Source organism: Agromyces humi (genome assembly GCF_009720255.1).
Taxonomy (GTDB): Bacteria; Actinomycetota; Actinomycetes; order Actinomycetales; family Microbacteriaceae; genus Agromyces; species Agromyces humi.
In genome coordinates this window covers 1-4914 of sequence record NZ_WJSP02000284.1, presented here as the reverse complement: position 1 = coordinate 4914, position 4914 = coordinate 1, and the positions used below count along the sequence as shown (strand labels likewise).

Sequence of the window (4914 nt, the reverse complement as noted above, 5' to 3'; positions counted from 1 at the left end):
TCACGCCCGGCCGACGTGACGGCCTCGGGGACGAGCTCGCCGAGCCGCCGCCGGCGCGCGTCGGAGAAACTCGTGAGGAGCACGCGACGTGCAGCCGCGGTTCGGCGCACCGCGGCGACGGTGGCGCGCACAGCCCCCTCGGCCTTCACGTCGATGTTGAACCGCAGTTCGCCGAATCCGTCGAGCGCCTCCTCGAGCGAGCAGAATCCCTGCCCCTGCCCGAGGTCGACGCGGCGCAACTCGGCCATCGTCAGCTTGGCGACGGGCACGTCCCGGCCGGCCACGCGCTTCAGCGTGGGGTCGTGCGCGATCACGGCGACGCCGTCGAACGACACGTGCACGTCGGTCTCGATGTACTCGGCGCCCGCCTCAGCCGCCCTGCCGAACGCGAGGAGCGAGTTCTCGGGCGCGTCGTGGGCGAGACCGCGATGGGCGAGCACCCGCGGCCCGGACGGGCTGAAATACGTCGAGGACACGAGGTCAGGGGCGGGCGGGCGGCGGTTCGCCGGTCGACGCTCCTCCATCGACGGGAGTCGAGCCCGAGGCATCCGTCGCAGCGCCCGCCGGGGGAGTGAAGGCCTTGCCGATGCCCTTCAGCGCCTCGGTGAACTCGCTGGGGATGATCCACAGCTTGTTGGCCGGGCCCTCCGCCAGTTGGGGCAGCATCTGCAGGTACTGGTAGCCGAGCAGCTTCGGGTCGGGGTCGCCCTTGTGGATGGCGTCGAACACGGTGAGGATCGCCTCGGCCTCGCCCTGCGCGCGGAGCACGGCGGCCTTCGCGTCGCCCTCGGCCTGCAGGATCGCGGCCTGGCGCGCACCCTCCGCGGTGAGGATCTGGGACTGCTTCGTGCCCTCGGCGGTGAGGATGAGCGCACGACGGTCGCGCTCGGCGCGCATCTGCTTCTCCATCGAGTCCTGGATGGAGTGGGGCGGGTCGATCGCCTTCAACTCGACGCGGGAGACGCGGATGCCCCACTTGCCGGTCGCCTCGTCGAGGACCACCCGCAGCTGCCCGTTGATGTTGTCGCGGCTGGTCAGCGCCTCCTCGAGGTTGAGCCCGCCGACGACGTTGCGCAGGGTGGTCGTGGTCAGCTGCTCGACCGCCCCGAGGTAGTTCGCGATCTCGTAGGTCGCCGCCCTGGCATCCGTGACCTGGAAGTACACGACCGTGTCGATCGACACGACGAGGTTGTCCTCGGTGATCACCGGCTGCGGAGGGAAGGAGACGACCGTCTCACGCATGTCGACGAGGGGCCGAAGGCGGTCGATGAACGGGATGAGGATGTTCAGGCCCGGCATGAGCGTCTTGTGGTAGCGGCCGAGCCGTTCGACCACGCCCGCATATGCCTGGGGGATGATGCGGATCGACCGTGCGAGCACCACGATGACGAAGATGGTGATGGCGGCGACGATCACCACGCCGATGATCGTGCTCACCTCGATGCCGTTCACTGCGGGGTGCTCCTCTCCACGGGCACGACGACGGCCGTCGCGCCATCGATGCCGGTGACGAGCACTCGCTCGCCGACCGCCACGTCGGCCTGCTCGGTGATGGGGGAGAGCCGCGCGGTCCAGGTCTCCCCGTTCTGCAGCCGCACCTGTCCGCCGGCCGGGCCGAGGGTGCGCACGACGCTGCCCTCGGCGCCGATGAGTGCGTCGATGTTGCTTCGGGCGGGGTCGCCGCCACGTCGCAGCATGCGCAGGAGCGGAGGTCGCAGGGTCAGGATGAGTGCCACGGCCACGACGGCGGCGATGATGAACTGCGCCCACCACGGGATGCCGAAGAGGCCGGAGAGCAGGCCCGCCACACTGCCGAGGGCGAGCATCAGGAAGGTCATCTCGAGGGTGAACACCTCGATCGTGGCGAAGACGAGGATGAGCACCAGCCAGACGATCCACGCGTACTGGGTCAGCACATCCATCGGGTCTCCTTCGCACGCGTCTCCTTCGAAGCTATCAGGGCGGATGCCGCCGCGGGGGAGTTGATAGTCTCGGTTCGGCGCATCGCCAGGACCCGAGAGTCCGTTCCAAGAGCCACGAGGAGTCCCGCCGTGACCAACCCACTCGCCCCCGGATCGCTCGACGGTCGCGTCGCCCTCGTCACGGGGTCGTCGCGCGGCATCGGGGCCGACACCGCCCGCTACCTCGCGGGCGCGGGCGCGGCCGTGGTCGTGAACTACCGCAGCAAGGCGCCGCGGGCCGACAAGCTCGTCGCCGAGATCACGGAGGCCGGTGGTCGCGCGATCGCGATCGGTTCCGACCTCACCGACCCCGCCTCCGTCGCGGCGATGTTCGAGCGCACCGTCGCCGAGCTCGGACCGATCGACATCCTCGTCCTGAATGCCTCCGGAGGCATGGAGACGGGCATGGGCGAGGACTACGCCATGCGCCTGAACCGCGACGCCCAGGTCAACGTCGTCGAGGGCGCGGAGGCGCACCTCGCCGACGGGGCCCGCATCGTGTTCGTCACGAGCCACCAGGCGCACTTCATCCGCACGACTCCCACCATGCCCGAGTACGAGCCCGTGGCCCTCTCGAAGCGCGCCGGCGAGGACGCCCTGCGTGCCAAGCTGCCCGAGTTCGAGGCATCCGGCGTCGAGTTCGTCGTCGTGTCGGGCGACATGATCGAGGGAACCATCACGGCGACGCTGCTCGAGCGCGCGAACCCCGGTGCCATCGCGGCCCGCAAGGAGGACGCGGGCCGTCTCTACAACGTGTCCGAGTTCGCCGCCGAGGTCGCCGCGGCCGCGGTCGACCCCGTTCCCGCCGAGCACACCCGCTACGTCGGCGACACCTCGGGTTTCGTCCGCGAGGGCTGAGCGACAGATCGCCGCCGGATACCCCGGCGACGACGAAGGCCGGTCGCGAAGCGCTGAACGCTTCGGACCGGCCTTCGTCGTCGGTGCGGTGGGTGCTACGCGGCAGCCGTCGCGCCCCGGCCGAACGTGAACGCGCGCACGATCTGCACGATGCCGAGCACGATCAAGCTGATGCCCGCGATGATGAAGAGCACGATCGCGCCCCACAGCGGCGAGAACAGCAGCACGATGCCGGCGACGACGCTGAGGATGCCGAAGAAGATCGCCCACCCGCGAGACGGGGCATCGCCCGACTGCACGAGGGTGACGATGCCCTCCACGATCCACAGGATTCCGATGAGGATGCCGAAGAACACCGCGAGCACCTCGGCCGTGGCCTGCACGTTGGCGAGCGCGATGACGCCGCCGATGACGAACAGCACGCCGAGGATGATGTCGAGCGCTCTCGCGCCCCCCGAGATCCCCTTGGAGAAGATGCCGAGTCCTGCGTAGGCGATGCCGGCGATGATGAAGTAGATGCCGAGGATGACCGTGATCACGAGCAGCGAGTTCTTCGGCCAGAAGGTGATCAGGATTCCGACGATGAGCGCGACGGCACCGCTGACGCCGAGCGCCGTGCGCACCGTGTTGATCGCGGACTTCGACAGCTCGGCTGAATCCAGCGAGAACGCGGCGAAGACCGTATTGGACTGTGGCGAAGACATGAACTGTCCTTTCTGAGGGCGACGTCGAGGTGCGTTGCTGAGGTCAGGCTATTCCTCGACGCCCGCTGTGCGTCGGATGTGAACGCGCGCGTCGTCCCGCGTCGAACTGCGACCTCGTGTCAAGGGCTGTGGACGGATGCCGCGAGCGCCCGTCGGATGTGATGCGATGGGTCCGATGACGAACGGGATTGAGGGCGACGTGGCAGGACTCCGCCATCGGATGGACGCGATCGCATCCACGGTCTACGGCTGGAGCGGGCTGAAGCCGGGTCAGGCCGAGGCCATCGAGGCGGTCGTCGGCGGCCGCGACGTGGTGGCCGTGATGCCGACCGGGTACGGCAAGTCGGCGATCTACCAGGTGGCGGCGCACCTGCTCGACGGACCCACCCTCATCGTCTCGCCGCTCATCGCCCTGCAGGTCGACCAGGTCCGCCAGATCACCGAGGCGGAGGGCGCCGGCGAGGCGGTCGCGGTCAACTCCAACCGAGCAGCGGGCGCCATCGCCGACGCGTGGGAGGCGTTGCGCACCGGTGAGGCGGAGTTCCTCTTCCTCGCCCCCGAGCAGCTGGCGAAGCCCGAGGTCGTCGCCGGGCTCGCCGACACGGGCGTGTCGCTCGTGGTGGTCGACGAGGCGCACTGCGTCTCCTCCTGGGGACACGACTTCAGGCCCGACTACCTCGGCCTCGGCGGGGTGATCGAGGCGCTCGGTCATCCTCGCGTGCTGGCGCTGACCGCGACCGGCTCAGCGCCCGTCCGCGACGAGATCGTCGAACGGCTCGGCATGCGCGAGCCGCTGATCCTCGTGGGTGGCTTCGATCGCCCCGGCATCCACCTCGCGGTGGAGCGACACGAGCACGCGGGCGAGAAGGAGGAGGCCGCCGTGCGGTCCGTGCTGACCGCCGAGAAGCCCGGGCTGCTCTACGTCGCCACGCGCAAGGACACCGAGCGGTTCGCCGAGCGCCTGCGCGCCGAGGGAGTGCGTGCGGCCGCCTACCACGGCGGAATGGGCGCGCGGGAGCGGCAGGCGGTGCACGAGGCGTTCCTCGCCGACGGTCCGGCGGGCTTCGATGTCGTGGTGGCCACGAGTGCGTTCGGGATGGGCGTCGACAAGCCGAACGTGCGGTTCGTCGTGCACGCGGCCATCACCGAGTCGCTCGACGCCTACTACCAGGAGGTCGGGCGCTCGGGGCGCGACGGCGGTCCGGCATCCGCGGTGCTGCACTACCGACCGGAGGATCTCGGCCTGCGGGCGTACTTCGCGGCGGGCCGGCCCAGGGCGGAGCGCGTGGCATCCGTCGCCGCGGCACTCGATGCGGCAGGGGTGCCGCTCCTCGTGCGGGCTCCTGCACTGGTTCCCCACCGGCGGGATGGTGACGCCGGGCAGTGATGCC

Annotated in this window: 6 protein-coding genes; 2 read left to right on the top strand and 4 right to left on the bottom strand. The window is 70.0% G+C overall.

Going from position 1 to position 4914, the window contains the following annotated elements:
* The 3 genes from GH736_RS17185 to GH736_RS17175 form a co-directional block, all read right to left on the bottom strand.
* Positions 1 to 476, bottom strand: a 476-nt coding sequence (locus GH736_RS17185; RefSeq protein WP_268891248.1) for a glycerophosphodiester phosphodiesterase, incomplete at its 3' end; no start/stop codon positions are given.
* Positions 477 to 480: 4 nt separating this feature from the next.
* Entirely contained in the window at positions 481 to 1452 is a 972-nt protein-coding gene (locus GH736_RS17180) for an SPFH domain-containing protein (RefSeq protein ID WP_159605507.1), read from the bottom strand.
* Entirely contained in the window at positions 1449 to 1922 is a 474-nt protein-coding gene (locus tag GH736_RS17175) for an NfeD family protein (protein ID WP_159605505.1), read from the bottom strand. The genes GH736_RS17180 and GH736_RS17175 overlap by 4 nt, the downstream gene beginning before the upstream one ends.
* Before the next feature lie 129 nt (positions 1923 to 2051).
* Between GH736_RS17175 and GH736_RS17170 the strand changes: the two genes are divergently transcribed.
* Positions 2052 to 2819 (top strand): SDR family oxidoreductase, encoded by a 768-nt coding sequence (locus GH736_RS17170; RefSeq protein WP_159605503.1) that lies wholly within the window; start codon positions 2052 to 2054, stop codon positions 2817 to 2819.
* 95 nt (positions 2820 to 2914) lie between these two features.
* On the opposite strand, the gene GH736_RS17165 is transcribed toward GH736_RS17170, so the two are convergent.
* Complete coding sequence (locus tag GH736_RS17165; RefSeq protein ID WP_159605501.1) at positions 2915 to 3523, bottom strand: HdeD family acid-resistance protein; 609 nt, start codon at positions 3521 to 3523, stop codon at positions 2915 to 2917.
* Positions 3524 to 3698: 175 nt separating this feature from the next.
* On the opposite strand from GH736_RS17165, the gene GH736_RS17160 reads away from it, so the two are divergent.
* The gene (locus tag GH736_RS17160; protein ID WP_235934378.1) at positions 3699 to 4910 is read left to right on the top strand and encodes a RecQ family ATP-dependent DNA helicase; all 1212 of its coding nucleotides are present in this window, start codon (positions 3699 to 3701) and stop codon (positions 4908 to 4910) included.
* Positions 4911 to 4914 lie beyond the last annotated feature (4 nt).

Excerpts from the sequence above, each read along its gene's own strand:
- GH736_RS17175 (WP_159605505.1), bottom strand. The coding sequence starts at position 1,922 with ATGGATGTGCTGACCCAGTACGCGTGGATCGTCTGGCTGGTGCTCATC.
- GH736_RS17165 (WP_159605501.1), bottom strand. The coding sequence starts at position 3,523 with ATGTCTTCGCCACAGTCCAATACGGTCTTCGCCGCGTTCTCGCTGGAT.
- GH736_RS17160 (WP_235934378.1), top strand. The coding sequence starts at position 3,699 with ATGACGAACGGGATTGAGGGCGACGTGGCAGGACTCCGCCATCGGATG.